The sequence below is a fragment of the Asaia sp. BMEF1 genome, from assembly GCF_051628905.1.
GTDB lineage: Bacteria > Pseudomonadota > Alphaproteobacteria > Acetobacterales > Acetobacteraceae > Asaia.
On sequence record NZ_CP157575.1, the window covers coordinates 2,335,955 to 2,360,766 of the forward strand.

At 59.0% G+C, this 24,812-nt stretch carries 21 protein-coding genes; 18 read left to right on the plus strand and 3 right to left on the minus strand.

Annotated features, from left to right (window positions below; genetic code table 11):
• Window positions 1-56: 56 nt before the first annotated feature.
• The 4 genes from ABHV46_RS10295 to ABHV46_RS10310 all read left to right on the plus strand — a co-directional run bounded on the left by ABHV46_RS10295 (window position 57) and on the right by ABHV46_RS10310 (window position 4,743).
• Window positions 57-926 carry a dimethylarginine dimethylaminohydrolase family protein gene (locus tag ABHV46_RS10295; RefSeq protein WP_336945908.1) on the plus strand — a complete coding sequence of 290 codons (870 nt, stop codon included), beginning with the start codon at window positions 57-59 and terminating at the stop codon, window positions 924-926.
• 56 nt (window positions 927-982) lie between these two features.
• Window positions 983-1,933, plus strand: a complete 951-nt coding sequence (locus ABHV46_RS10300; protein WP_438381372.1) for a 2-hydroxyacid dehydrogenase — start codon at window positions 983-985, stop codon at window positions 1,931-1,933.
• 98 nt (window positions 1,934-2,031) lie between these two features.
• Window positions 2,032-2,760: a glycosyltransferase family 25 protein gene (locus ABHV46_RS10305; RefSeq protein ID WP_438381373.1), complete on the plus strand. Its 729-nt coding sequence runs from the start codon at window positions 2,032-2,034 to the stop codon at window positions 2,758-2,760.
• A gap of 213 nt (window positions 2,761-2,973) precedes the next feature.
• Window positions 2,974-4,743, plus strand: coding sequence for a methyl-accepting chemotaxis protein (locus ABHV46_RS10310; RefSeq protein ID WP_438381374.1), 1,770 nt, complete (start codon window positions 2,974-2,976; stop codon window positions 4,741-4,743).
• A 55-nt stretch (window positions 4,744-4,798) separates the two neighbouring features.
• Here ABHV46_RS10310 and ABHV46_RS10315 read toward each other — a convergent pair whose 3' ends face one another.
• On the minus strand, window positions 4,799-5,638 hold the full coding sequence (locus tag ABHV46_RS10315) for a MurR/RpiR family transcriptional regulator (protein ID WP_438381375.1): 840 nt from the start codon (window positions 5,636-5,638) through the stop codon (window positions 4,799-4,801).
• 212 nt (window positions 5,639-5,850) lie between these two features.
• On the opposite strand from ABHV46_RS10315, the gene ABHV46_RS10320 reads away from it, so the two are divergent.
• The 10 genes from ABHV46_RS10320 to ABHV46_RS10365 all read left to right on the plus strand — a co-directional run bounded on the left by ABHV46_RS10320 (window position 5,851) and on the right by ABHV46_RS10365 (window position 18,424).
• Window positions 5,851-7,776, plus strand: a complete 1,926-nt coding sequence (locus ABHV46_RS10320; RefSeq protein ID WP_438381376.1) for a bifunctional 5-dehydro-2-deoxygluconokinase/5-dehydro-2-deoxyphosphogluconate aldolase — start codon at window positions 5,851-5,853, stop codon at window positions 7,774-7,776.
• 17 nt (window positions 7,777-7,793) lie between these two features.
• Complete coding sequence (gene iolD / locus ABHV46_RS10325) at window positions 7,794-9,650, plus strand: 3D-(3,5/4)-trihydroxycyclohexane-1,2-dione acylhydrolase (decyclizing) (protein ID WP_336945914.1); 1,857 nt, start codon at window positions 7,794-7,796, stop codon at window positions 9,648-9,650.
• A gap of 52 nt (window positions 9,651-9,702) precedes the next feature.
• On the plus strand, window positions 9,703-10,602 hold the full coding sequence (gene iolE, locus ABHV46_RS10330; protein ID WP_438381377.1) for a myo-inosose-2 dehydratase: 900 nt from the start codon (window positions 9,703-9,705) through the stop codon (window positions 10,600-10,602).
• Window positions 10,599-11,399: a 5-deoxy-glucuronate isomerase gene (iolB, locus tag ABHV46_RS10335; protein WP_438381378.1), complete on the plus strand. Its 801-nt coding sequence runs from the start codon at window positions 10,599-10,601 to the stop codon at window positions 11,397-11,399. The genes iolE and iolB overlap by 4 nt, the downstream gene beginning before the upstream one ends.
• Before the next feature lie 24 nt (window positions 11,400-11,423).
• Window positions 11,424-12,437, plus strand: coding sequence for a Gfo/Idh/MocA family protein (locus tag ABHV46_RS10340; RefSeq protein ID WP_438381379.1), 1,014 nt, complete (start codon window positions 11,424-11,426; stop codon window positions 12,435-12,437).
• Window positions 12,438-12,605: 168 nt separating this feature from the next.
• A complete protein-coding gene (locus ABHV46_RS10345; RefSeq protein ID WP_438381380.1) occupies window positions 12,606-14,072 on the plus strand; it encodes a sugar porter family MFS transporter in 1,467 nt (488 codons plus the stop codon).
• Window positions 14,073-14,087: 15 nt separating this feature from the next.
• On the plus strand, window positions 14,088-15,209 hold the full coding sequence (locus tag ABHV46_RS10350; RefSeq protein WP_438381381.1) for a Gfo/Idh/MocA family protein: 1,122 nt from the start codon (window positions 14,088-14,090) through the stop codon (window positions 15,207-15,209).
• Window positions 15,210-15,269: 60 nt separating this feature from the next.
• Complete coding sequence (locus tag ABHV46_RS10355; protein WP_336945920.1) at window positions 15,270-15,659, plus strand: tautomerase family protein; 390 nt, start codon at window positions 15,270-15,272, stop codon at window positions 15,657-15,659.
• A 31-nt stretch (window positions 15,660-15,690) separates the two neighbouring features.
• Window positions 15,691-16,539, plus strand: coding sequence for a TIM barrel protein (locus ABHV46_RS10360; protein ID WP_438381382.1), 849 nt, complete (start codon window positions 15,691-15,693; stop codon window positions 16,537-16,539).
• Window positions 16,540-16,963: 424 nt separating this feature from the next.
• Window positions 16,964-18,424, plus strand: coding sequence for a catalase (locus tag ABHV46_RS10365; RefSeq protein WP_438381383.1), 1,461 nt, complete (start codon window positions 16,964-16,966; stop codon window positions 18,422-18,424).
• A gap of 462 nt (window positions 18,425-18,886) precedes the next feature.
• Here ABHV46_RS10365 and ABHV46_RS10370 read toward each other — a convergent pair whose 3' ends face one another.
• Window positions 18,887-19,969 carry a tyrosine-protein phosphatase gene (locus tag ABHV46_RS10370; protein WP_438381384.1) on the minus strand — a complete coding sequence of 361 codons (1,083 nt, stop codon included), beginning with the start codon at window positions 19,967-19,969 and terminating at the stop codon, window positions 18,887-18,889.
• A gap of 311 nt (window positions 19,970-20,280) precedes the next feature.
• On the opposite strand from ABHV46_RS10370, the gene ABHV46_RS10375 reads away from it, so the two are divergent.
• Entirely contained in the window at window positions 20,281-20,988 is a 708-nt protein-coding gene (locus tag ABHV46_RS10375) for a helix-turn-helix transcriptional regulator (RefSeq protein ID WP_438381385.1), read from the plus strand.
• Between the two features lie 54 nt (window positions 20,989-21,042).
• Window positions 21,043-21,411 carry a hypothetical protein gene (locus ABHV46_RS10380; RefSeq protein ID WP_438381386.1) on the plus strand — a complete coding sequence of 123 codons (369 nt, stop codon included), beginning with the start codon at window positions 21,043-21,045 and terminating at the stop codon, window positions 21,409-21,411.
• Between the two features lie 6 nt (window positions 21,412-21,417).
• On the opposite strand, the gene ABHV46_RS10385 is transcribed toward ABHV46_RS10380, so the two are convergent.
• Window positions 21,418-22,458, minus strand: coding sequence for a LacI family DNA-binding transcriptional regulator (locus tag ABHV46_RS10385; protein WP_438381387.1), 1,041 nt, complete (start codon window positions 22,456-22,458; stop codon window positions 21,418-21,420).
• A gap of 203 nt (window positions 22,459-22,661) precedes the next feature.
• Between ABHV46_RS10385 and ABHV46_RS10390 the strand changes: the two genes are divergently transcribed.
• Both ABHV46_RS10390 and ABHV46_RS10395 read left to right on the plus strand, forming a co-directional pair.
• Window positions 22,662-23,192: a sugar dehydrogenase complex small subunit gene (locus ABHV46_RS10390; protein WP_438381388.1), complete on the plus strand. Its 531-nt coding sequence runs from the start codon at window positions 22,662-22,664 to the stop codon at window positions 23,190-23,192.
• Between the two features lie 7 nt (window positions 23,193-23,199).
• Window positions 23,200-24,810, plus strand: a complete 1,611-nt coding sequence (locus ABHV46_RS10395; RefSeq protein ID WP_438381389.1) for a GMC family oxidoreductase — start codon at window positions 23,200-23,202, stop codon at window positions 24,808-24,810.
• Window positions 24,811-24,812 lie beyond the last annotated feature (2 nt).

The window sequence follows — 24,812 nt, forward strand, 5'->3', positions numbered from 1 at the left end:
CCTAGCGTCTGGTCCAGCCCGGCAAGGGCGGTGTTGCATCGAAAAGGGAGAAGACGATGACCGTTGAGCGCTGGTTCATCGATAGCGAAACCGGAACCCTGTCGGATGTGCTTCTCTGTCCGCCCGATTTCTATACCTGGAACCCGAGCAACGATATCGCCATTCGCACCCTTGCCAGCGGTGCCCGCCCCGATCCGGCGCTGCTGCGCCAGCAATTCGACGGTCTGGTGTCCCTTCTCGAAGGCGCCGGGGTGCGCTGCCACTTCCTGACCCCTCAGGAAGGGCTGCCTTATCAGGTTTATACGCGCGATTCCTCGCAGACCACACCCTGGGGCACGGTGGTCACGCGTCTCATGCGGCCTGAGCGCCAGCCGGAAGCGCAAGGCATCGAGGCGTTTTATGGCGAGGACGCGATCATTTCCCGTTGCACCGAAGGCTTTGTCGAGGGCGGGGATATCCATATCATCCGCCCCGGCCTTCTGGCTGTGGGTGTGAGCGGCGGGCGTACCACGGTCGAGGGGGCGCAGGCCTTCATGAAGCCGTTCGAGGAGGCGGGCTGGACCTGCCGCATGATCCATTTCCCCGAGCATTTCCTGCATCTCGACGTGATTTTCACCATGGTGACCGATACGCTCGCGATCGGCGTCGTCGATGTGCTGGAAGATGAGGATCTCGCCTGGTTTGAGGCACAAAATATCCGTATCCTGCCCGTGACCTATAAGGAGGCCATGCGCGATATGGGATGCAACGTGCTGGCGCTGGGCGAGGGACGCGTGGTCAGCCCCGCGCATTCAAGGCGTATCAACGCCATGCTGCGCGATCATGGTCTGACCGTGCTCGACACACCGCTCGATCAGTTCTCGCAGGGCGGCGGCAGCATTCACTGCATGACGATGCCCCTCAGGCGTGCCAGTCTGAAACCCTGAGAGCCCCGCTCGGGTACCGGGCTCGTACGTCTTCAGCAACCGGAAAAGGGCAGGCCATGGCACCGCGTCTTATCGTCAGCGCCGATGGCGCAGAGGCTTTCGAAGGCTGGCGCGCATCATTTGCGCGGCATGCGCCCGATATCGCGATTCTCTCCTGGTTCGACCCTGATACGAAACGCGAAGATGCCGATTACGCTCTGGTCTGGGAGTGCTCTGACGACGATCTGCGCGCCATGCACCATCTGCGCGGTATTCTCTGCACGGGGGCCGGGGTCAACCATCTGATTGCCAGTCCCGATTTCCCGCATCATGTAAAGCTCGTGCGTATGGGCGGTGGCGAGACCGGCACCCTCATGGCCGATTATGTGCTCTGGGCATCAATCGGCCTGCTGCGCGATGCCCGGACATGGGCGCTGCAACAAAGCGGGCATGTGTGGGCGCGCAATCTGGTTTCCCGCACGTCTGGCCAGACCCACGTGACCGTTCTGGGCTATGGCCAGATTGGCGCCGTCGTGGCGCAGAGTATGGCCCGTGCCGGGTTTGTCGTTTCGGCGTGGCGTCGCTCGGGCGAGAGCGGGAGCGACGATGGCGTCGACGTGCATATGGGGCGTGAGGTCCTGCCCGATCTGCTGGCCAGGACCGATTTGCTGGTCAATCTTCTGCCCAGTACGCCACAGACCCGCAGCCTGCTCGATGGGGCGTTTCTCTCGGGGCTGAAACCGGGCGCCGGGCTGGTCAATGTCGGGCGAGGGGACCACCTGGTCGAGAGCGCGTTGCTGGATGCGCTCGAGAGTGGCCATCTCTCGGGTGCCGTGCTCGACGTTCAGGCGCAGGAACCGCTCGGGCCGGACTCGCCGCTCTGGGACCATCCCAAAATCACCCTGACGCCGCATATCGCGTCCGAAGCCTCGAGAGAGGCGCAGGTGATTTATCTGGCCGAGGTCATTCGGCAGATAGAGCGCGGCGAGGCGCCCGCACTTCTTTACGATCGTGCCAGAGGCTATTGAGGCCCGCTTCGCCCTGGCTTGTCTCCTGTTTTTCGCTGCGCGCAGTATAAGACCGAGAACGAGGGTCGAACTGTTTGTAGCAGAGGAGAGCAGAAGATATGCGCCGTGTCGTGATCAATCGAGAGGCCGACAAGGCGCGTTTGGAGTCTTTTCTCCGGTCGAACAGCCATGTCGGCCCGATCGAGCGCGTCGAGGGCGTGGAAGGGCAGGCTCTTTCTTTCGACGATCTGGTCGGGCGTGGCGTGGCTGAGGCCGGGCTGCGCTATACGCAAGGCGCTCTGGGCGCCGCCCTCTCCCATCTCGGTCTCTGGAGTCAGGCGGTGCAGCAGAATGCAGCATTGGCTATCTTCGAGGACGATGCCCTTCTCTGTGGCAATTTCGACGCCGAAAGCGACAGGCTGATCGCGTCCCTGCCCGAAGGGTGGGATGTCATTCTGCTTGGCTATAATTTCAACGCGCCCATCACGATCGACGCGCTGCCCGGCATTACCCGTGGCACGGTGACGCTCGACGAGAAACGGATGCAGAAAAATGCCGCGCTGTTTGCTGGCGAGATTGTCGAGGCACGCGTTTTCCGCCTGCTTCAGGCTTTCGGCCTGTGCGCCTATGTCGTGTCGCCCAAAGGCGCGCGCGCGCTTCTCGAACGATGCCTGCCTCTGCGTGCACAGGAATATCAACAGCTCGGTCTGGACCGTATGGTTCGCAATGTCGGCATCGACGTGGTGACCTCCTATCATTACCGGCAGATCGACGCTTTCGGCGCCTTTCCGCCTCTGGCCATATCGCCCAACGATAAAACTGCCTCGACGACAAGAAAGCCGAGCTGAGTCTTTGCGTCATCGACCTTGGGCATGACCTGCACGTCGATAGCAGCGACCTTAAATTATTTATTATAAATGCGGGTTTCGGCAGTATTGAGAAGGTTTTGCGACCGTTTTGTAGGAATAAGTTACGGCTGCTATTTGTTAACTATTTAGAAATATGTTCGCTCATAATCCCGAATGATCATGGTGCTGTGTGCCTGACGATTTGGTGACGGAATGACGAAAAATATCAGTATTCTGGGCAAGTTGATGCTCTCATTCTCCATCATCTTGGGAGTGGTCGTCATATTCTCTTTCGTTGCGTTCAGATCGCTCTCACAGATCCGAGCAGCCGATCTGGGCAATAATCAGGCGCAATATACAATCAATACGCTCAATGATCTGCTCGATACGCTGGTCGAAAGCCAGAATGCGATGCGCGGCTATGTTGCGAGCACAAACAGGCAGTTCATTGCCCGTATCGACGGTTATCAGTCGCATGTTAAGCCTCTTCTGGCACGGATCGAAGGAGATCTGCCTGGCGATCTCGTTGAAAAAGAGTATCGACCGCTCCGGGCTGCGATTGATGTCTTCGATACCCAGATGGCTGGCACCGTCTCGGCAATGTCGCATCCTGAACTCATTGATCGGACGCGGGTCGATATCGCAAATACGGCCAGGCTCACCGCGATCCGCCTCCATATCGGCAGTCTCATCAAGGCGGAGAGAGCGACAGTCGCTCTGCGGAGTGCCGTAGCCTTGCGGGCTCATCGAACCGGAACGCTCACTCTGTTGGTGGGAGGCGCGGTGACGGCCCTGATCGCGATCGCCATGGGCGTGGCCCTGTTGCGCTCCATAGCAACGCCTGTGGTCAGGATCACGGGCGTGATGAACGCTCTCGCGGCGGGTGATACCGCTGTCAGGGTGCCTGGTTCCGACAGGCGTGACGAGATCGGCGTGATGGCCAAATCTGTCGAAATCTTCCGTCAGGGTGCCATCCAGAAAGCCCGGCTCGAAGAGGAGGCGCGTCAGGCGCGCATCGTGCAGGAGCAGGAGCGCCAGAAGAGACAGGCAGAGAGCGAACTGGCGGCGCGGCAGTTGCAGGAGGCGACCGACTTGATTGCCGACGGGCTGGCCAGAATGGCGAGAGGCGATCTTTCAGTTCAGATCAAAAAGGAATTTTCTTCTCAGCTCGAGCCCTTGCGTGCTGATTTTAACAGCTCCTTTTTGCAGTTGTCCCAGGCATTTTCCAGTGTTTCAGGCTCGGCGTTGGGAATCGGGAACTCGACAGAGGAACTCGCCACCGCCTCCGATCACCTATCCAGAAGAACGGAGCAGCAGGCGGCAACCCTTGAGGAGACGGCAGCGGCTCTGATCAGCATTACCCATCGCGTGCAGGAGACAACCGACGAGACGAATAACGTTCACAAGATCATCGGCTCCTCCAGAGCAGATGCCGAGCAGGCCGAGATTGTGGTGACCCGTGCCATAGAAGCCATGAACCGGATCGACGGCTCTTCGAAATCTATTGCAGACATCGTGCGCATCATCAGCGATCTCGCCTTCCAGACCAATATTCTTGCCCTGAATGCTGGTGTCGAGGCAGCACGTGCCGGCGATTCCGGGCGTGGCTTTGCGGTCGTGGCAGAAGAGGTGCGCAATCTCGCCCATCGATCTGCCGAGGCGGTGAAAGAGATTTCCTCCCTCATTTCCACGTCAACCGGGCAGGTCGAGGCAGGGGTCTCTTCCGTTCGTGAAACGGGGGAGGCTTTGCAGAGACTGCTGGGTCAATTCGCCACCACGAGCACGCTTGTCGCCAATATAGCCCAGGCCACGCGCGATCAACTCACCAGCATCAAACAACTCGATGCTGCCATGAGAAGCATGGAGACGGTGACACAGCAAAATGCGGCCTCCGCAGAGCAAAGTGCCGCAGCAAGCAGAAATCTTGCTGTCATGGCAGGCGGGCTGAAGAAACTCGTCGGGGGATTCGAACTGGCGGTGTGAGCGCCGCCGCGTCTCGTCCCCTATGTGCTGATCCTAGCGTTCTAACCTTGGCGTTCTAACCACGGCGTTCTGCCACTGCGGCGGCAAGAGTCGAAACGAGTACCATCGATGCGGCGTTTGAGCGAAAGCCCTGAAAATCGGCTTCATGCACTTCGAGCCACAGGCCCGACTGAGGAATGACAGGGCTGGCGGCACTGTCAGTCATGGAAATAACGGGTACATCTTTGGCTTCCAGCGCTTCGAAAAGCTCTACCGTGCGCGGCGCATAGGCCTTGTAGCTCAACAGAAGCGCCGCATCTTTCGGGCCGGCATGGGCGAAGCTCTCTTCCTCCATACCCGTTTCAAGCCCGATGATCTGGTGGCGAATATCGAGCTTTGCCAGAAGATAGGACAGATAGCGTATGACCGGCATCGAGCGCCTCAACCCCAGCAGATAAAGACATTCCGCCTGAGCCAATGTCGTTACTGCGGCTTCGAGCCGGTCCGGCAGGAGCTGGGTCTGTAGGGCACGGAGCGATTCCTGGGCAGCCTCGTAAAATCCGTTGAAAATGACCGAGGCTTCGACCGCCTCGCCATCGACGCGATGCAGCGCATTCACCCGGTCGCGATAGGCGACATTGCGCACGCGCAGCCTGTCGCGAAAAACCGCCTGCATGTCTGAAAATCCGGTAAAGCCGAGCGTGCGGGCAAAACGTACCACCGTAGAGGGCTGCACCCCGGCCTGACTGGCCAATGAACTCACTGTGCCAAGCGCCACTTCGTCTGGGGCGTTACTCACGAAATCGGCAAGTTGCACCAGCCGCTTGGGAAGTTCGGCGTAGCACAGGCGCAGGCGGTGATGGAACGCGTCGAAATCGGACTGGGTGGGCGAGGGGTCTTCGAGGATCTCGGTCAATTCAGCACAATCCGAAAAGGGAATAAAAATTCCATAGCATTTTATGGCCGGAGGACGAAGAGCCGCGGTTGCCCGACCCCGGTGATGGCAGGGAGTTAATCACATACACGTGCGAAGTTAAAGAAAATTAGGGAATATACGTTCTGTAGCGTGACCAAGAACAGAATGTATGTTCTTATCATGTGCAACGTAACATGCTGCAGGAGTCGGGGATGCGCGGACAGGATCTCGATATCGTCGCAATAGGGCGTTCTTCAGTCGATCTTTACGGCCAGCAGATCGGTGGCCGTCTCGAAGATATGGCCAGCTTCAGCAAGGCTGTCGGCGGGTGCCCCGCCAATATCGCAATCGGCACCGCCCGGCTCGGGCTGAAATCGGCGCTCATCACCCGTGTGGGTCACGAGCATTTCGGTCGCTTCATTACCGAGCAGCTTCAGCGCGAAGGGGTCTGCACCGATGGCGTGCGCGTCGACCCCGAGCGGTTTACGGCGTTGGCCATTCTGGGGGTGCGCGATCGGGAGAATTTCCCGCTGCTTTTCTATCGCACAGATTGCGCCGATGCGGCGCTCGATGAAGGCGATATCGACCCGGCGCTGATTGCGCGCACGAAAGCGGTGGTCGTTACCGGCACGCATTTCTCTCGCCCCGCTTCGGCCAAGGCGCAGCGCAAGGCGATGGATCTGGTGCATGAGCATGGTGGCAAGGTCGTGTTCGATGTCGATTACCGACCCAATCTCTGGGGGCTGGCCGGTATTGGTGACGGGGAGTCACGCTACGTCAGATCCGACAGCGTGACGGCTCATCTGAAGGAAATCCTGCCGCATTGCGACCTGATCGTCGGCACGGAAGAGGAATTGCATATCGCTGGCGGCAGCGAAGACACGCTTGAGGCTATTCGTGCCATCCGGGCGGTGTCGAAAGGCACCATCGTGTGCAAGCGCGGGCCAATGGGCTGCGTCGTGTTCGAAGGGGCCATTCCGCCCTCGCTGGAAGACGGCATTTCCGGCCCCGGTTTTCCGGTTGAGGTCTATAACACGCTGGGTGCCGGCGACGCCTTTATGTCGGGCTTTCTGCGCGGCTGGGTAAAGGGCGAGAAAATCGCCGAATGCTGCCGTTTCGCCAATGCGTGCGGGGCTTTCGCCGTATCGCGCCTGCTTTGCTCGTCTGAAATTCCGACCTGGGAAGAGTTGAGCTATTTCCTCGCAAAAGGCAGCAGCGAGCGCGCGCTACGTCGGGATGATGCGCTCAATCACCTGCACTGGGTCACGACGCGTCACCAACAGACCATGCCGATCATGGCACTGGCCTGCGACCATCGCTTGCAGCTTGAGGAAATCGCGACAGCGGTCGGGGCTTCTTTCGACCGCATTCCCAAATTCAAGCAGCTTGCGGTTCAGGCAGCGAAAACGGTGGCGCAGGGGCGCCCCGGCTTCGGTGTGTTCATGGATGGACGTTACGGGCAGGATGCGCTGTTCGACGCGTCCCATGCCGGGCTCTGGACGGCACGTCCTATCGAAAAGACGGGCTCGCGACCGCTCGATTTCGAATGCGGCGGCTCCCTTGCTGCCCATCTGCTGGAATGGCCGAGCGAGCAAGTCATAAAATGCCTCTGCTTCTATCATCCCGATGACAGCGATGAGCTGAAGCAGCGTCAGGAACGCGAACTGGTCCGCGCGCAGGATGCGTGCCGCAAGCTCGGCAAGGAAATCCTGATCGAGATCATCGCGGGCAAGAATGGCGCACTGACCAGCGACACAGTCTCAACCATTCTGTCGCGCCTTTACGATGTCGGGCTGCGCCCCGACTGGTGGAAGCTCGAGGGCCAGCGCGACCCCAAGGCATGGGAAAAAATCGGCGCCGTTATCGAAGCGCGCGATCCGCATTGCCGTGGCGTGGTCATTCTGGGCCTTGATGCCCCGGCAGAAGAGTTGATGGAGGCGTTCAAGGCTTCGGCCGCAACACCCTGGGTCAAGGGTTTTGCCATAGGGCGCACCATTTTTGCCCAGCCAGCCCGTGACTGGCTGGCCGGAAAGACCACAGATGAGCAGGCCGTTGCCGAGATGGCCCGTCGTTTCAGCGCCTTTGTCGAGGCCTGGACGTCTCGCGATCAGGCAGCGCTGTCCGGCGCCAGCGCCTAAAGCCAGGGAGCAGGGGAATGAAGACGATCCGTTTGACCATGAGCCAGGCCCTTGTGCGGGCCATGATGGCGCAGAAGACCGAAATCGATGGGCGCATCGAGCCTTTCTTTGCCGGTGTCTGGGCGATTTTCGGCCATGGCAATGTTGCCGGTCTGGGCGAGGCGCTGCACGCCCAGCGCGACATATTGCCCACCCTGCGCGGTCACAACGAGCAGGGCATGGTCCATGCGGCCACGGCTTTCGCCAAGGCGTCGCGCCGCCGTCGGGCCATGGCCTGCACCAGCTCCATCGGGCCGGGCGCGCTGAATATGGTGACGGGCGCTGCCGTGGCCCATGTAAACCGTCTGCCGGTTCTGCTTCTGCCGGGCGATGTGTTCGCCAATCGCATTCCCGACCCGGTCTTGCAGCAGGTCGAGGATTTCGGCGATGGCACGGTAAGCGCGAGCGATGCGTTTCGCTCTGTCTCGCGTTATTTCGACCGCATCACCCGGCCCGAACAGATCGTCCCAGCTTTCAATCGCGCTATGGCCGTGCTGACCGATCCCGCAGAATGCGGCCCAGTTACGCTTTCGCTCTGTCAGGACGTGCAGGCAGAGGCTTTCGATTATCCCGAGAGTTTTTTCGTAGAGCGCATTCATCGAATTCGTCGCCCGCTGGCCGATGAATTCGAACTCGAAGAGGCCATTGCGCTGATAAGTGCGTCGCGCAAGCCGCTGGTGATTGCCGGTGGCGGCGTGCTCTATGCCGGTATCGAGAAGCAGCTGGCAGCATTCTGCGCCGAAAAAGGTATTCCCGTTGGCGAGACGCAGGCAGGACGCTCGTCTCTGCCGACCTCGAACAGCCTGAATATGGGCGGTATTGGCGTCAGTGGCAGTTCGGCAGCCAATGCCATGGCAGCCGAAGCCGATCTCGTGATTGCGGTTGGCACGCGACTGGCCGATTTCACCACCGGGTCATGGGGGCTGTTCTCCAACCCGGATATGAAAATCGTCTCGCTCAATATCCAGAATTTCGATGCCACCAAGCATCAGGCGCTGGCCGTTGTGGGCGATGCCGGAAAATCTCTGACAGCGCTCGAAGCCGGGTTGAAGGGCTGGAAAGCCGCATCGGACTGGACCGGCAAGGCCGAGCGCGAATATCGCAACTGGATGGAAATTTCGGCGCGCTATCAGGCCCTGCCCGATGCAAGCCAGAAAGCCCTGCCGACCGACGCGCAGGTGATCGGTGCCGTGCAGCGCACCGGGCGCCCGACCGATACGGTTGTCTGCGCCGCAGGCGGTCTGCCAGCCGAATTGCAGAAGCACTGGCAGGCCGAACAGCCCGGTGGATACCATATGGAATATGGGTTTTCCTGCATGGGGTACGAGCTGGCCGGGGCTTTGGGTGTGAAGATGGCTTGTCCCGATCGCGAGGTGATCGTGATGCTGGGCGATGGCTCCTGGCTGATGCTGAATACTGAAATCGCGACCTCGGTCATGCTCGATCAGAAACTGATCGTCGTGCTGCTCGATAATCATGGCTATGGCTGCATCAACCGTTTGCAACAGGAATGTGGCGGAGCGCCGTTCAACAATCTCTGGGAAGATTGCCATCAGGTGCGGCCGTTCAAGATCGATTTCGTGCAACTGGCCCATGGTCTTGGCGCCCATGCCGAAAAAGTCTCCGGCCTCGCGGCTCTGACCGAGGCTGTCGAGCGCGCCCGTTCGGCTGATCGCACCACCGTTCTGGTGATCGATACCGACCCCGCACCGACCACGACAGATGGCGGCGCATGGTGGGATGTCGCAGTGCCGGAAGTCTCGCCACGACATCAGGTGGAAAAAGCCCGCGAGGGCTACGAACGCAAGCGCGGCGCACAGCGCATCGGCAACTGAGACAGGTTCATTCCGCCCCGCGCCGCTCAGGCGGCGGGGCAAGGAGACGAGTATGACGATCAAGATCGGCGCCAATCCAATCATCTGGTCCAATGACGACATGCAGTCGGTTGGCGCGTCAACGACGCTCGAAATGTGTCTGGCTCAGGCGAAAAAGGCCGGGATCCAGGGCATGGAGCTGGGCCATAAATTCCCTCAGACCGTTTCCGGCATGAAGGCGGCGCTCGATCCGTTCGGGCTCGAATTCATTTCCGGCTGGTGGTCGACTGAATTGCTGACCCGCAGTGCCGAAGAGGAAATTGCTGCCCTCAAGCCTCGTCTCGAACTGCTTAAGGGGATGGGCTGCAAGGTCTGCATTGCGGCGGAAACCTCGAATGCGATTCATGGCCAGATCGATACCCCGCTCTCTGCGCGTCCTTATCTGGCCGCAGGCGAGTGGCCGGAATTCGCTCGACGCATGACGGTCGTAGCTGATTTTCTGGCCGATCATGGCATCGACCTTGTCTACCATCATCATATGGGCACGGTGGTTCAGTCGCGTAAGGATATCGGTCGCTTCATGGATCTGACCGGTCCTTCGGTGAAGCTGCTTCTCGATACGGGTCATGCGCTCTGGGGCGGTGCCGATCCGGCCGAGCTGGCGCGCACCTATCGCGACCGCATCCGTCATGTGCATGGCAAGGATATACGCCCGTTCAAGCGGGCTCAGGCCGATGTCTATGACTGGAGTTTCTTGCGCAGCGTGCTGTCTGGCGTATTCACCGTGCCAGGCGATGGCTGCATCGATTATGCCCGTGTGATGCGCGAGCTGCCCGATTATTCGGGCTGGATCGTGCTTGAGGCCGAGCAGGACCCTGAAATTGCCAATCCGCTCGTTTATGCTCGTATGGGCCGCAATTATCTGGTCGATACGTTGATTGCGACGGGCCACATGAACGGAGCCTCGTCATGAGTTCGAAGCTTCTGGTGCATTCGCACAAACCGGATGAGAAAAAGCGGACCGTCGCGGTGACGCCACAATCGGCAGGTTGGGGTTATATCGATTTCAACGTTCGGTCTCTGGCCGCAGGCGAGCAGATTGCCGATCGCACGGGACCAAACGAGACCTGCCTTGTGCTCGTCAGTGGCAAGGCGCGCATTATCGGTGCCGGTCAGGATTTCGGGGTGCTGGGCGAACGTATGGACCCCTTCAGCGGGGCGCCATGGTCGGTCTATCTTCCCTCAGGCGCGGAGTGGCGCGTCGAGGCGGAAACGGCGGTGGAACTTGCTGTCTGCGCCTCGCCCGCCAAGGGGAAATATCCGGCGAGGGTGATTTCACCTGATGATGTTGGCGAGCTGACACGCGGCACCGGCACCAATCAGCGCTTCGTGCGCAATATCCTGCCCGACACGGCGCAGGCCGAGACGCTGCTGGTTGTCGAGGTCATCACGCCGGGAGGACACTGGTCGAGCTACCCGCCGCATAAGCACGACACCGATGATTATCCTAATGAGACCTATCTCGAAGAGACCTATTACCACCGTCTCAAACGCGGCAGCGGCTTTGCGCTGCAACGTGTCTATACCAAAGACGGCTCGCTGGACGAGGCCATGGCGATTGCCGATCGCGATGTGGTGCTGGTGCCGAAAGGCTATCACCCGGTCGGCGCGCCGCATGGCTTCGATCTCTATTATCTCAACGTGATGGCAGGGCCGCGCCGGGTGTGGAAATTCACCATGGATCCCGACCAGGCCTTTCTTCCCTACTGATCCGGAAAAGCGGAGTTCAGAGACATGACTCTCAAAATTGGTGTCATCGGCACAGGTGCCATTGGTGAAGACCATATCCGTCGTTGCATGCAGGCGCTTTCAGGCGCGCAGATCGTCGCCGTTACCGATGTGAATCTCGAGCGGGCGCGCGAGGTGGCCGAGAAATACGCGCCGGGCGCCAAAGTGCCTGAAGATGGTGAGTCCCTGATCGCCCTGCCCGAAGTCGAGGCGGTGATCGTCACCTCATGGGGTGGCACTCATGCGCGCTATGTGCTTGAGGCCATTCGGCACAAGAAATATGTGTTCTGCGAAAAGCCTCTGGCGACGAGCGCAGAAGACTGCCTGAAAATTGTCGAGGCCGAAGCCGCTCATGGCAAGCGCCTCGTTCAGGTCGGGTTCATGCGCCCCTACGATACGGGCTATCGCGCGCTCAAGGCCCTGATCGACAAGGGCGAGATCGGCGAGGTGCTGATGATCCATGCGGCTCATCGCAATCAGCGTGTCGGCGCCAATTACAAGACCGACATGGGCATCACGGACACGCTCATTCATGAGCTGGATGTGTTCCGCTGGATGCTGGGCGATGATTACGTCAGCGCGCAGGTCATTTTCCCGCGCAGCAGCGGCAAGGCCATGGAACATATTCGCGATCCGCAGATCGTGCTGCTGGAAACGAAAAAAGGCATCCGTATCGATGTCGAAATATTCGTGAACTGTCAGTACGGCTATGACATCAAATGTGCGGTGGTGGGAGAGCTGGGCGAAGCCAGCCTGCCGATGCCGCCAGCCGTCGAACTGCGTAAAGCTGCGGCACTCTCGACCGCAATCATGACCGACTGGAAAGAGCGTTTCATCGCGGCCTATGACGTCGAGGTTCAGGATTTCATCAATGGGGTCAAGGCGGGTGCGCTTAATGGCGCGACGTCATGGGACGGCTATTGCGCCTCGGTTGCGGCCGATGCCTGCGTCAAGGCGCAGGAAAGTGGCCAGATCGAGCCAATCGCGATGAAGCCGCGTCCTGCACTTTACGGCGGCTGAATTTTAACAAGCGGAAAGGGAAAACCGCACGATAGAGAGCCGTCAGGATCTGCCGCGTTATCGCAGGCCCGCAAGCAGCACAGGGCGCACAGGATCCAGAACGGCTGTCTGAACCCATTCAATGACTGTCTCTCCCAGCGATGAAGCGCCGGGACAGGAGAACATTTCATGAGAAGAGTAAAAGACGTCGTCATGGTGCAATCGGAGCGTCATGATGTGGGCTATGTGCTGCGCATCTGTGCGATCGCGGCCCTGGGCGGTATCCTTTTTGGCTATGATACGTCGGTTATTTCCGGCGCGATCTCGCCCTTGCAGGAATATTTCCATCTTTCTCCGGCCCAGACCGGCTGGGCTGTCTCGAACGTCGTGATCGGCTGCATGGTCGGCGCGATTATTTCGGGCGCGATGGCCGATCGCCTCGGTCGCCGCATGACGCTGTTTATCTGCGCATTGCTGTTCAGCGTGCAGTCTATCGGTACGGCACTTGCGACCGATTTCACCTGGTTCGTCATCTATCGCATGCTGGGTGGTATCGCTGTCGGCGTGGCTTCTGCCGTGTCGCCCATGTACATGTCCGAGGTCTCACCCAAAGACATGCGTGGCCGCGCGCTCAGCATGGAGCAGTTCGCGATCGTATTCGGTCAGGTCGTGGTGTTCATCGTCAATTACCTGATCGCGCGCTCCGCAACGCCGGAATGGCTGCTCGATATGGGGTGGCGCTGGATGTTCGGGTCGGAAATCATACCGTGCATTCTTTTCTGCGCGACGATCTTCTTCATTCCCGAATCCCCGCGCTGGCATGTGCTCAAAGGGCGTCACGACGAAGCCCTGAAAACCCTCACGCGTATTTCGAACGAGCATCATGCGCGCAATCTTCATGCCGAAATTAAGCAATCTCTCGGGGCCGTGGCCAAAAGCTCGCTCGGTTTCACCAGGGTGCTGGGCGATGCACGTGCGCGCTGGATCATTTTTGTGGGGGCCAGCATTGCTGCATTGCAGCAGGTCACCGGCATCAATGTCATGATGTATTATGCGCCGATGGTGCTGAAATCGACCAGTGGCAGCCTGCAAGCAGCCCTGTTTCAGACCATCTGGATCGGTTTTGCTCTGCTGCTCGGCTGCATTATCGGCGCCTGGATCGTCGATCGTCACGGTCGCAAGCCCCTGATGCTCTGGGGGTCGATCGGCATGATCCTGGGTCTTCTGGTCGTGTCCTGGGGGCTTTATACGCAGTCTACGGGTTTGATGGCACTGTCGGGCATGCTGGTTTTCATGCTCATGTTCGGCCTGTCCTGGGGGCCGGTCTGCTGGATCCTGATTTCAGAGATATTCCCCAACCGCTTTCGTGCCGTGGGCATCAGCCTTGCCGTGACGTCGCAATGGGGCATGAATTTCGTCGTCAGCCAGTTTTTCCCGATGCTGAGCGAAAATAAATATCTCTCCGAGCAGTTCCATGGTGCCTTCTCGATGTGGCTTTTCGCCATTCTGGGCCTGTTCGCGCTGTGGTTCGTGATGAAATTCGTGCCTGAGACCAAGGGCGTCGCGCTCGAAAAGATCGAGGACACGATGATTAATCACCGCACGGCTTCTGCCACGACCGCATCGGTTGCGGCCAATACCACTAGACATGTCTGAGTAGGAGCGACGGCTATGAGAAAGACACTTCGCGTCGGTCTGATTGGCACCGGCTTCATGGGCAAGGCCCACGCGCTCTCCTATCAGGCAGCGGGCAATGTGTTCGACGATATTCCCCGCCCCGTGCTTCACGCCGTGGCCGATATCGATGGTGCCCGCGCCGAGATGTTCAGGCATCAGTTCGGTTTTGCCAGAGCCCTGACCGACTGGCAGAAACTGATCGAAGATCCTGAAATCGATGTGGTGTCGATTACAACGCCGACGCTGTTTCATAAGGAGATAGCGCTTGCCGCCATCGCCGCGGGCAAGCATGTCCATTGTGAAAAGCCACTAGCCATCAGCGCCGCCGATGCGCAGGAAATGACGCTCGCTGCCGAACAGGCGGGCGTGCGTACGGCGAGCGGGTTCAATTATCTCAAGAACCCGCTTCTGAAATATGCGCGTGAGATGATCGCCTCGGGCGAACTCGGCGACATTACCGATTTCAACGGTATTCACGCCGAGGGCTTCATGGCCGATCCGCAGACGCCCTGGTCGTGGCGTTGCGATCCGGCTGGCGGGCAGGGGGCGATTGCCGATGTCGGCAGCCATATCATTGCCATTGCGCGTTTTCTGCTCGGCCCGGTCACGCAGGTTTTTGCCCAGCTCGATACGCCCATCAAGACGCGTCCCGTCGCGCCGGGGAGCAGCGAACGCAAGGCGGTCGGTGTGGATGATATTGCCCGCATGATCGTCGGTTTCGAGCGCGGCTGTTCCGGCACATTGCAGGCCAACTGGCTGGCGACCGGGCGCAATATGCAGCTCGGTTTTCAGGTTTCCGGCAGCAAGGGCACGCTTGTCTTCAGCCAGGAGCGCATGAACGAGCTGCACTATTTCAGGGCAGGTGAAGACACGCGCAGCAATGGTTTTCGCGTGATCGAGTCCGGGCCGCAGCATGCGCCTTACGGCGCGTTCTGCGTGGCGGGGGGGCATCATCTCGGCTTCAATGACCTCAAGACCATCGAGATGGCCGAGTTCATCCGGGCCATCGATCAGGGTGTGGCCGCAAGCCCCGATTTCCGCGAGGCATGGGAAGTGCAGCGTCTGATCGATGCTGCCGTCATGTCGCACAAGGACAAAACCTGGCTCTCGCTCTGAGCCTAGAAGCGCTCCCCGGCGCGTCAGCCGGGGAAAATGCATCCGAAACAAGGAAAGACCATGCCGCTACTGCATTTCCATGTCGTCGAAGGGCGCAGCGACACCGAGATCAAGGCCATGCTCGACGCGGCCCATGAGGCGATGCTCGAGGTGTTCGAGGTGCCGCGTGGCGATCGCTATCAGATCGTCTCGGAGCACAAAAAGACCCATATGATCGTCGAGGATACGGGGCTCGACATCCCCCGAACCGACAAGATGCTGGTGCTGCAGATGTTCAGCAGACCACGGGGCGAGGCCAAGAATGCGGCCTTCTATCGTCGTCTGACCGAGCGTCTTGAACAGGCGTGTGCCATGGCGCCGTCCGATGTCATGGTCTCGGTGGTTGAAAACGAAGACGCACATTGGTCTTTCGGCCATGGGCGCGCCCAGTTTCTCACAGGCGAATTGTAAGGCGCGGTTTCTGCCGCAGGAAGGAAAAGTCATGCGTCCCGAAACCGGGCCTGCGGGCCAGTCGGATCGTTTTTCCCTGGCCGTCTGTGCCGAGATGGTTTTTCTGGACCTGCCTTTTGTCGAGCGAGTGAAGCATCTGGCGCGTGAAGGGTTTCTGGTCGAGATCTGGGACTGGACGCGTCACGATCTGAGGCGTCTCGCAGCGACGGGCGCCAGTTTTTCCTCCATGACCGGCTATGTCAGCGGCACGCTGGCCGATGAGTCCGGCGCGCAGGAAATGCTGCATACGGCAGAACTGTCTATACGCGCAGCGCGTGAACTCGGTGTGCCGAGGCTCAACCTGCACGGCACCGGGCTCGGGCCGGAGGGACTCCCGGTCAAGCCCTGTACCCAGGGTGCCGATGGCGCCATGTGGATGAAGGCACGCGATACATTGTCGCGTCTTGCTGCTCTTGGCGAGAAGCATGGGGTGATGTTCGTACTCGAAAATCTCAACGCGGCGGTCGATCATCCCGGTGTGCCGTTCGGGCGCGCAGAGGATTGTCTGAGCCTCGTGCAGGCGGTCGATCACCCCTCATTGCGTCTGATGCTCGATCTGTATCATGCGCAGATCGGAGAGGGGAATCTGATCGCGCTTCTTGAGCGCGCCATGGACTATATAGGCGAAATTCAGGTGGCCGATGTGCCCGGCCGGTGCCAGCCCGGCACGGGTGAGATCAACTATTTTGCCATCGCCAGAGCCTTGCGGCGCCTAGATTACCGGGGAGTGATCGGGCTGGAGGGCTGGGCGGCTGAGGGAGATAGTGACCGCGCCCTCAAAGAGTTTGCACGAGCGTTCAATGCTGATATGGCCGACGGGGAGTGGGCGCATGAAACATAGGCGCGTTTATGAGTTTCGATTATAGCTTTGGTGTTACTTGCCCGTCAGCGAGATTAAGGCGGGATTTGTCTTCATGATGCGACCGCATTTATTCGGGATTTTGGGGCACTCAGAGAAGCTGTGTCTGTCTCGCACGGAATTGCAGGGCCTTTGCTGGTTTCTCGATGACTCAGCCAAAAAAACCGGGGACACCAATGAACTGCTCGATTGACCACAGCGTTGGTAAGTACCCTTAACAAGTATTTTGAACCTTTTTCCCAGACGTAAAGCCGTCTCAAATAATAGCAGATGAGTTTCATTCTTAACTGCTGATAGGTTTTGTTTCAGAATCTGACATTTTCTTAAAATATCTCGATAACCGGGTCAGGGAACCGACTTCGACATGGGCGTTTATAGCGTCACGTGATTTTACCGGAGAGCCCCGATGTCTGACACACGTATCAAACCTGCCACGACCGATTCAGGCGCCCCTGTCGCCAGCACCGATTATTCGCTGAGCGTCGGAGCCGACGGCCCGATCCTGCTTCATGACCATTATCTCATCGAGCAGATGGCGGCGTTCAACCGTGAGATGATCCCCGATCGTCAGCCTCACGCTAAGGGCGGTGGCGCGTTCGGCCATTTCGAGGTCACGCATGACCTGAGCCGCTACACCAAGGCCAAGTTTCTGCAGAAGGGCGCCAAGACCGAGACCGTCGTGCGCTTCTCGACTGTAGCCGGTGAGTCGGGTAGCCCCGATACCTGGCGCGATCCGCGCGGCTTCTCGGTGAAGTTCTATACCGAAGAAGGCAATTTCGACATGGTGGGCAATAACACGCCCGTCTTCTTCGTACGCGATCCGATGAAGTTCCAGCATTTCATCCATTCGCAGAAGCGCCGCGCCGATAACGGCCTGCGTGATAACGACATGCAGTGGGATTTTTGGACGCTGAGCCCGGAGACGGCGCATCAGGTGACCTGGCTCATGGGCGATCGCGGCATTCCTGCCAGCTGGCGTCACATGGATGGTTTTTCGAGCCATACCTATATGTGGGTCAATGAGGCAGGTGAACGCTTCTGGGTGAAATACCACTTCAAGACCGATCAGGGCATCAAATGCCTGACACAGGACCAGGCCGACAAGCTGGCTGGCAGCGATGCCGACTACCATCGTCGTGACCTGTACGAAGCGATCAAGCGTGGCGAGCATCCGAGCTGGACGCTCAAGATGCAGATCATGCCGTATGAAGACGCCAAGACCTATCACATCAACCCGTTCGATCTGACCAAGGTATGGCCGCAGAGCGAATATCCGCTGATCGAAGTCGGCAAGCTGACGCTCGACAGCAATCCGACAGATTTCTTTGCACAGATCGAACAGGTTGCTTTCGAGCCCAATAACCACGTGCCGGGCACGGGGCTGTCACCCGACAAGATGCTGCTGGCACGTGCCTTCGCCTATGCCGACGCGCACCGTGCCCGCCTTGGGGTGAACTACAAGCAGATTCCGGTCAATGCGCCGAAATGCCCGGTCCACTCCTATTCCAAGGGTGGCACGATGCGGTCGCATAACGTGTCCGATCCGGTTTATGCGCCGAATTCGAAGGGTGGTCCTGCGGCAGATGCCGAGCGTTATCCTGAAAATGCTGTCTGGGCGGCGGATGGCGAGTTCGTTCGCGCTGCCTATACGCTGCGCCCTGATGACAATGATTTCAGTCAGGCGAATGATCTGGTCAATCGTGTAATGGATGACGCTGCTCGCGAACGTCTCGTTCAGAATGCGGCAGGTCATATTGCTGGCGGTGTCGAAGAGCCGGTACTGTCACGTGTGTTCGAATACTGGACGAATGTGGACGAAAAGATCGGCCAGCGCATTCGCGAAGCCGTTCTTGCGCAGAAAAGCTGAGCGTGACGCCCATCCTGGATGTCTAATGAGGGGGAGAGCTTTTGGGCTCTCCCTCTTTTTTTTACGTAGGCTCCAGGCCATATTTTGCGAAATCGATACGAAGGCGCTTTAAAGCGAGTGTCTCCACTCTGATCGACGATGAGACCGGTGTGGTATGGGTATCATGATCTGGCAGAAAGGTGCTTCGCCCAATAATCAGCCATTTCTGACCTCGGGCGGTACGAGTCTCTGTTCAGACTTTACTGGCCGGTTCGTGGTTCGTGTCTAGCGGAAGAGAGAAGCGGCGATAACGCCGGATTACAGGCTCCATGTTCCCGGCCGTCTCGTTCGTGACGGCATAGTTTGCGACCCTGATTTTTAGAGGCAGTGTCCTCGCGCCCGCGCTTTCAGGCATTCCCGGGATCGTTGCGTTGCTGCTCCCGCACCTCAAGGCCGAGAACAGCTCAACCCGCTCCTTCGGGATCAATCCAGATAGAGGCTGCGTAAAGCGGTCAGCTGCTGCGGTCCGACCGCCAGCTTTTGCGCGAGATACGCGTCGATCGAGCCATAGTGCTTTCTGATCGAGGCAAAAGCGGCCTTGAGATAATCGGGGTCGGAATTCAGCATGGCGCGCATCGAGGGAGAGGCCGCCATGGCGCCGCCATTCTGGTGATCGGCCATGGCAGCCTTGAAGCTCGGCGTCAGATGGGCGCGCAACAGGTCGCCGCTCATGGCGTAGTCGCTGAGAATCGTCTGCTCCGGCACGCCGAGCGCATAGAGTATCAGAGCAGAGGCAAAACCCGTGCGGTCCTTGCCTGCGGTGCAATGCGTCAGGGTCGGGGTCTGATGCGCCAGGAGGCGCGCAAACAGGGCCTTGAGCTCAGGCGCGTAGTAGTCGGGCATCTGTGCATAGAATGTCTCCATCAACGCCTTCGCTTGAGTGTCGCTCATGGTCGATAAACGGCTTCGATCGGTCATGTCCGATGGCAGGTCCGGTTTTTCCGACGGGAAGAAAGCGGGGCTTACACCCTGCCATCGCGTGGGCTGCTTTTTCTGCTCGGCCTGCGTGCGTAGATCGGTAACGCTCTTGATGCCCAATGTATCGATATAGGCGTAATCGTTCTGAGTGAGTCCGCTCGGAGCGGCAGAGCGATAGAATTCCCCCCAGCGCACATGATGGTGGTCCGTGGTCTCATAGCCGCCCATGTCGCGGAAATTGGCCACGCCCTGAGTGGGGAGCACCCGGTTCGAGACCCAAATCCCCGGTTTGCCGTTTTCGGGTTTGATGAAGAAATAGGCCCGCGTCGTTCCTGGTAACGGCGACACCAGCGTCATGGCGGTTTCGCTGATATCCCTTCTTACGGGTGTCATTTTGGTCTGATCCGGAACGGGGGCGACAAATAGATCGACCTTGCCGAGATCCTGCGGCCAGCTCAGCGCGTATTGCGGCGCCATGGTGAGTTCTGCCTTTGCTGGTTCAGCTGCCATAGCGCCGGTGAGGCAGGTGCCGGAAGAGGCGAGGGCCGCCATTGAGGCAAGAGCAAGGGTCGTCTTTTTCAGAAGCATGATGTTCTCATCTCTTTGGCCCCGTATTCATGGAGCCTTTCGAATAAAATGCGCCCCACAGAAGGGCGACGAAGCGGCGTCTCGGCAGATCGGTCTACCCACGGAGGATTGCTGCTCGGGACGAGACGATAGAAAGATCTTTGTCTGAAAGTACCGCCGGGCAGGATTGAATACCGGGTAGATGCGCCGAAGCGGGAGAATTGCCGCGCAATCGGTTCGTGGATAGTGAAAGTTTTCTTGCAAGATCCCCGCATATCTTTTCGATAAGCTCGATTTTGTTTTTTGTCACGCTTCGCCGTCAAGGGTGAGTCTTGTCCCGCTCCGTCCGATTGCTTGATCTGCTTCACGCCCTGCGTGGTTATCGTCAGCCTGTCAGCGCGAAAAAGCTGGCGGAAATGCTCGGTGTGAGTCAGCGAACACTCTATCGCGATGTCGCCTCGCTTGTCGCTATGGGGGCGCCGATACGAGGTGAAGCAGGACTCGGTTACGTTCTCGAACCGGGCTTTATGCTTCCGCCGCTCATGTTTACTTACGAAGAGATCGAAGCGCTGGTTCTCGGGGCCGATTATGTCGCCTCTCACACAGACCATGCGCTGGGTCAGGCCGCGCGCAGTGCTCTGAACCGCATTGCTGCCGTGCTGCCCGAGGCGCATCGTCGCGGGGTGGAATGCGGAACACTTATGACGGGTCCGCCCACGCCCTGTGCTCCGTCGCGCATCGATCCTTCGGTGCTGCGTCAGGCCATCAGGGACGAATTCGTTCTCGTCTTGAGCTATCGAGATGCGCGTGACCTGCCAAGCAGGAGGGAAGTCTGGCCCTTTGCTATGGCCTATTTTGAAAGCGCCCAGATTCTCGTGGCTTGGTGCTGCCTGCGTGGGGGATATCGTCATTTCCGCCTCGACCGGATCGAGGCAGTGATTGTGACGTGCAGGCGCTATGCAAGACGCAAGGAGGGGCTCATGAAGGAGTGGCATCAGTCCCGAATTGCCGAAGCCACGCCCGATGCTGACAGAAACTGACATGCAGCTGGGCTAGCAAGGTTTTGCCTCCAATCGGAGAGGGGAGATAACACCATGAATGATAAGATTTTTTTGACGCTTTACGTGCGCGACGTTGCTGACAGCGCCCGGTTCTACGCAGCGTTGCTGGAGAGCACACCGCAGCATCTTACTGAGAATTATGCCCAATTCGATCTCAAGCCCGGTATCGCCCTGAGCCTTTGGCGGCTGGGTGACGTCATCCCTGCCTGCGATGGCGCGGGCTGTCGTACGGAACTGAATTTCGGTGTGGAAAATGCAAAGGAGGTCGAGAAACATCACGAGCGTTATCAGGTGCTGGGCGTGACGATCCTGCAAAAGCCGATATCGCTCGATTTTGGCACTTCCATGCTGGCCTGCGACCCGGACGGTCATCGGCTGCGAGTCATCGCGCCCCCCGGCTGAGTGGGATCAATCGAGGTTTTCCGGCGTGACGAGGCGAAATTTAGGTGCTTCGAACCCGATCAGGGAGGGAATGATCCCGAGCCTCTGCAAACAAGCGTGAAGGGCCAGCCCCGCCTGTGTTTCGGGGCTCTGGTCTATGGCAAAGGCCATGATGCCGTCGGTCAGACAGACACGCGTAATGGCATTCACCTCGTGTCCGACCCAGCAGATCTGTCGATCAGCATGGCGGCGCAGCACATCGCCGATACGCAGATTATCGCCGCCTGCGGTATAGACCCCCACGAGATCCGGGCTTTCGATAATGGCCTGATGCAGCAGCCGTGCGGCTTCCTCAGGGTCGTCGCGATCGAACAAAACTTCGCGCAGGAAATGCGCCCCATGCGGTCTCGTAGCTATAAAGTCGGAGAACCCGTCAATGCGCTCGCGATGATTGGCATAGGCCATCGAATGACAGAGTGCGATCAGGGCACCGGGGCGGTGTGTCAGGGTTCGGGTCAGGCAAAGCGCCGCCGTTCGTCCGGCTGCGTGATTATCGATCCCTACATAAGGCAGTTCCGGCAGATTGCGTGCGATGAGCTGAATGATCGGCAGGTTCTGCATCGCCATTTCGCGCAGGGCGGCGAGAATATCGGGATGGGCAGGGCAGGCGAGAATGAGCGCGGCCCGGCGATGGGGGGCATTGCGGATACGTGAGACGAAATCCGCAATGTCGTGCTCAGTGACGAAACTGCGGTGGATCACGATATCCTTGCCGAGCGACGCAGCAAGCCGTTCGAAGGCATTGCTGAGCCTTGTATAAAAAAGGGTTTCGGGACGCACGAGCAGCACGTCGATACGCAGCACGCCCCGATGCAGAGAAGGCAGGCTCGGGAAATAATCGAGATCGCGCGCGATGGTTACGATGCGTCGGCAGGTTTCTGGCCGGACATTGCCCCGATTATTGAGCACGCGCTCGACCGTTGCCGTGCCTACACCCGCCAATGCGGCAATATCGCGAAGCGTCGCCCTCTTTTTGCGCGGCGCGTCTCCGCTAGGTGGCTCGCTCATGATCCGCTTCCTCATCCGCCGTGATGAGATCAGATCATCACGGTGATCGCTCCCGCCTCATCCTGCCCGCTAGATTAGCCCTTAACGGTGCCTCTGCCCGATCAAACAGGCGTTACGGCGCGCCCGGCATGGATGCAGGGCGGTGATCAGACGGCATCGGACATCGAGTGGAGCGCAGAGATGCGGTGCAGAGGCGACTGAACATGAAAACCACCAGACGGCGCTTGCTCGGTTATGGCGTGGCCCTGCTGCCTCTGACCGGTATGGGATTGGCGTCAGGCGAAGGGCTGGCTTCTCCGGCGGAGGTCAGCACCTGCCCCTCGGATTTCCTTCGTATGTCTCGTCTACTCACAGGGTCGAGCGAACTGGATAGCGGCCTGGCGCCGCGTGTCTGGCAGGCGCTGATGGCAAAAGACGCAGGCTTTGCGGCGCATTATCGGCAGCTATCGGACGCGCTTTCCGCCCGTTCGGTGACGAGCTGGGCTGATTATGTCGCCTCCGATCTGCGGGAGCAGGCGACAATCCACGCCATAGCCGTTGCGCTTGTCGGGGCCTGGTATCTCGGACGCGTCGGGCCGATGTTGCCTCGTTCGGAGACGGGTACGCCTGCTTTCATCACCTATGAAGGCGCATTGATGTGGCGCTCCACGCGCGATGTCACGGTCATTCCGAGTTATGCGCGGGGCGGGCCGGGCTTCTGGGCCGAAGCGCCTCTCTCGTTAGCAACGGACTGACCCGAAAATGACTTCTATGGATTACGATGCCGATGTCATCGTTGTCGGCTCTGGCGTGATTGGCAGTCTTGCTGCCCATCATCTGGCGAAAAACGGCAAATCGGTCATTATTCTTGAGGCAGGTACACGCGTACCGCGCTGGAAAATTCTCGACAGTTTTCGCGAATGCGGCAACGTCAGCACGGATGCGGGTAACCGCAACCAGCCTTACCCGAACGAGCCCTGGGCGCCGAGTTCCTTCGTGCCGGGCTATATCACCAACCACGGTCCCGTCGAATATGTGCCCGGCATGTTGCGCATGGTGGGGGGCACGACCTGGCATTGGGGCGGCGCGTGCTGGCGTCTGCTCCCCAATGATTTCCGCCTGAAAACGCTCTATGGGGTGGGGCGTGACTGGCCGATTGCCTATGACGATCTCGAGCCTTTCTACCATCAGGCAGAAATCGAGATGGGCGTTTCGGGTGACGATCATGCCGATTATTCAGGGCAGAACGGCGCGCCTTTTCCGCCGCGTCAGGCACCTTTCCCGGTCAGACCGCAGGCACTGGGCTATTTCAGCCAACGTTTTCGCGATCGCGTTGCCGAGGGGGGATATCCATTCACCTATCAGCCAAATGGCCGCGCGACCGATCCTTATGAAGAGCGCCCAGCCTGTGTCGGCAATAATAATTGCTCTCCGATCTGTCCGATCGGCGCGCAATATAGTGGCGACCGCCATGCAACCAAGGCCGAACGAGCCGGGGCGAAGCTGATAACCGATGCTACCGTTTATCGGCTGGAGAAAACTCCCGATGGCAGGCGCATCGCAGCGGTGCATTATTATACGCCGGAGAAACGGTCCATCCGCCTGACGGCTCGTATGGTTCTGGTGGCGGCACACGCTCTCGAGACGCCGCGCCTTCTGCTTCTTTCCGATGTCGCCAATTCATCGAAAATGGTTGGTCGTAATCTGATGGACCATAATGCTTTTTCGCTGGCCATGATTGCGGATGAGCCCATGTGGTCGGGTAGGGGGCCGGTGCAGCAGGGCGATGTGCTCAAATGGCGGGATGGCAGCTTTCGGCAGCAGCATGGCTGTATCCGTCATGAGGTCGGCAATTTCGTGGGTAATGTGCAGATCACCGAGCGCCTCTTGTCGCAGGGCGTGATCGGCCCGGAACTGGACGAGAAAATACGGCACATGGCCGCACGCTGGGTCTTCATGGATTCCAATATCGAAATGCTGCCCGAGCCGACAAACCGCATGACATTGAGCCCGAGCAAGCGTGATTTTTACGGCTTGCCACTCATGGACATCTATTACGACGTGAATGATTACGCCCGTGCGGCTGGAGAGGTGATCCGACAGGATTATGCGCAGTTCCTGAAGCTGCTCGGTGGCGAAATTTTCGACCAGAATCTCACCCAGTGGGAGAACCGTGATCACCCGATGGGCACTGTCATCATGGGCCATGATCCGCGCGATTCCGTGGTCAATGCCGAAGGGCGCAGCCATGATCATGATAATCTTTTTATTGCGACAACCGGGATTATGCCGGCGGCCTCTGTGGTCAACCCGACTCTGACAGGATGTGCCCTGTCGCTGCGCTCCGCCTCCATCATGCTCAGGGAGATCTGAGA

Bases quoted from the DNA above. Each gene is read 5' to 3' on its own strand.
- ABHV46_RS10365 (WP_438381383.1), top strand. From the start codon at position 16,964: ATGTCTGACACACGTATCAAACCTGCCACGACCGATTCAGGCGCCCCT.
- ABHV46_RS10305 (WP_438381373.1), top strand. From the start codon at position 2,032: ATGCGCCGTGTCGTGATCAATCGAGAGGCCGACAAGGCGCGTTTGGAG.
- iolD (WP_336945914.1), top strand. From the start codon at position 7,794: ATGAAGACGATCCGTTTGACCATGAGCCAGGCCCTTGTGCGGGCCATG.
- ABHV46_RS10385 (WP_438381387.1), bottom strand. From the start codon at position 22,458: ATGAGCGAGCCACCTAGCGGAGACGCGCCGCGCAAAAAGAGGGCGACG.
- iolE (WP_438381377.1), top strand. From the start codon at position 9,703: ATGACGATCAAGATCGGCGCCAATCCAATCATCTGGTCCAATGACGAC.
- ABHV46_RS10295 (WP_336945908.1), top strand. From the start codon at position 57: ATGACCGTTGAGCGCTGGTTCATCGATAGCGAAACCGGAACCCTGTCG.
- ABHV46_RS10320 (WP_438381376.1), top strand. From the start codon at position 5,851: ATGCGCGGACAGGATCTCGATATCGTCGCAATAGGGCGTTCTTCAGTC.
- ABHV46_RS10350 (WP_438381381.1), top strand. From the start codon at position 14,088: ATGAGAAAGACACTTCGCGTCGGTCTGATTGGCACCGGCTTCATGGGC.
- ABHV46_RS10395 (WP_438381389.1), top strand. From the start codon at position 23,200: ATGACTTCTATGGATTACGATGCCGATGTCATCGTTGTCGGCTCTGGC.
- ABHV46_RS10355 (WP_336945920.1), top strand. From the start codon at position 15,270: ATGCCGCTACTGCATTTCCATGTCGTCGAAGGGCGCAGCGACACCGAG.
- iolB (WP_438381378.1), top strand. From the start codon at position 10,599: ATGAGTTCGAAGCTTCTGGTGCATTCGCACAAACCGGATGAGAAAAAG.
- ABHV46_RS10310 (WP_438381374.1), top strand. From the start codon at position 2,974: ATGACGAAAAATATCAGTATTCTGGGCAAGTTGATGCTCTCATTCTCC.
- ABHV46_RS10370 (WP_438381384.1), bottom strand. From the start codon at position 19,969: ATGCTTCTGAAAAAGACGACCCTTGCTCTTGCCTCAATGGCGGCCCTC.
- ABHV46_RS10345 (WP_438381380.1), top strand. From the start codon at position 12,606: ATGAGAAGAGTAAAAGACGTCGTCATGGTGCAATCGGAGCGTCATGAT.
- ABHV46_RS10380 (WP_438381386.1), top strand. From the start codon at position 21,043: ATGAATGATAAGATTTTTTTGACGCTTTACGTGCGCGACGTTGCTGAC.
- ABHV46_RS10340 (WP_438381379.1), top strand. From the start codon at position 11,424: ATGACTCTCAAAATTGGTGTCATCGGCACAGGTGCCATTGGTGAAGAC.
- ABHV46_RS10360 (WP_438381382.1), top strand. From the start codon at position 15,691: ATGCGTCCCGAAACCGGGCCTGCGGGCCAGTCGGATCGTTTTTCCCTG.
- ABHV46_RS10390 (WP_438381388.1), top strand. From the start codon at position 22,662: ATGAAAACCACCAGACGGCGCTTGCTCGGTTATGGCGTGGCCCTGCTG.
- ABHV46_RS10300 (WP_438381372.1), top strand. From the start codon at position 983: ATGGCACCGCGTCTTATCGTCAGCGCCGATGGCGCAGAGGCTTTCGAA.